General features: G+C 64.5%; 1 protein-coding gene. It reads right to left on the minus strand.

Annotated features, from left to right (window positions below; translation table 11 throughout):
* Positions 1-28: 28 nt before the first annotated feature.
* The gene (locus tag ACJQWM_RS14220) at positions 29-958 is read right to left on the minus strand and encodes an IS110 family transposase (protein WP_330970025.1); all 930 of its coding nucleotides are present in this window, start codon (positions 956-958) and stop codon (positions 29-31) included.
* Positions 959-1,179: the final 221 nt, after the last annotated feature.

The following is a 1,179-nucleotide window of genomic DNA, read 5'->3' on the forward strand; positions in this document are numbered from 1 at the left end:
TCAGCAACTGTCTTGAGAACGCCCCCAATCAGGCGGCGCAGGCAATCACATCCACGCGCTGCAGTTCGTCTCGACGGCGGGCGTTGACGATCGTCAACAGCTTGCGCATGCACGCGACCAGGGCCACCTTCGCGAGCTTCCCTCTCGCACGTAGTTGTTGGTAGTGCGCCCGCATGGTCGGGTCCCAGCGCACCGCCGACAGCGTCGCCATGTAGAGCGCCACGCGTACTTCGGAGCGGCCTCCGTAGATCTGGCGTTTGCCCTGGCTCTTGCCGCTGTCGCGGTTGAGGGGTGCGACCCCAACCAGCTTGGCGATCTGTTGACGGCTCAGCAGCCCCAGTTCCGGCAGCAACGCCAATGCGGTGGTCTGGAACACCGGACCCAAACCCTTGGTCGAGCTCAGCGCCGGACTGGTGTGCGCCTGCAGAAGCGACTTCAAGGCCGCATCGACAGCCGCCAACTCCCGTTGTTGAGATACCAGTGTTTTCTTCACCAGCAAGCGGATCGCTGGCAGGGTCAACGCCATCTGCTGGCGATTGCGCTGGATGTTGTCCACGATCTGGCGCCGGCGTCGCAACCAGCACTTCAGCTCGGCCTGCCAAGGCTCCGCGGGCACATGCCGACGCAGCCGCGCATGGAACACCGCCGCCATTTCCGCCAGCATGCGGGCGTCCAGGTTGTCTGTCTTGGCCAACTGGCCGGCCGCACGGGCGAAGTCCCGGGCCTGACGCGGGTTGATCCGGGCAATCCAAAGCCCGGCCTCGGCACAGACCTCGAGCACGGCTTCCTCGTAGCCACCGGTGGCCTCCACCACGATCCGGACACCGGGGCGGGCACGCAGCAGCTCGACGAGACGGCGGATTCCGGCCGGGGTGTTGTGGAAGCGGTGGACCTTTGTCGCGTCGTTGAACGCCAGGTCCAACATGGCCTTGCTGACATCGATGCCCACCGCAGTCATGCCCACCTCCGTTAGAGTAGGAAACGTCGAGAGCGCCTCACCTCCAGCCCACGCTTATCGGTGCGAGTGTTACTCGCGCAACTGTTCGGGCGTTTGGAAGTGAGCTCCCGGTGTGCGGCCCCTGCTGAGTTACGGTGCTGCTGACACCGAGGCGTTATCGGGCGCGCACACCGGGCTCTCGACCTCTAGGCTACGGAAGTTCAAAGACATAAGGCGTTAGG

This window comes from Novilysobacter longmucuonensis (genome assembly GCF_046600735.1).
Lineage (GTDB): Bacteria > Pseudomonadota > Gammaproteobacteria > Xanthomonadales > Xanthomonadaceae > Novilysobacter_A > Novilysobacter_A longmucuonensis.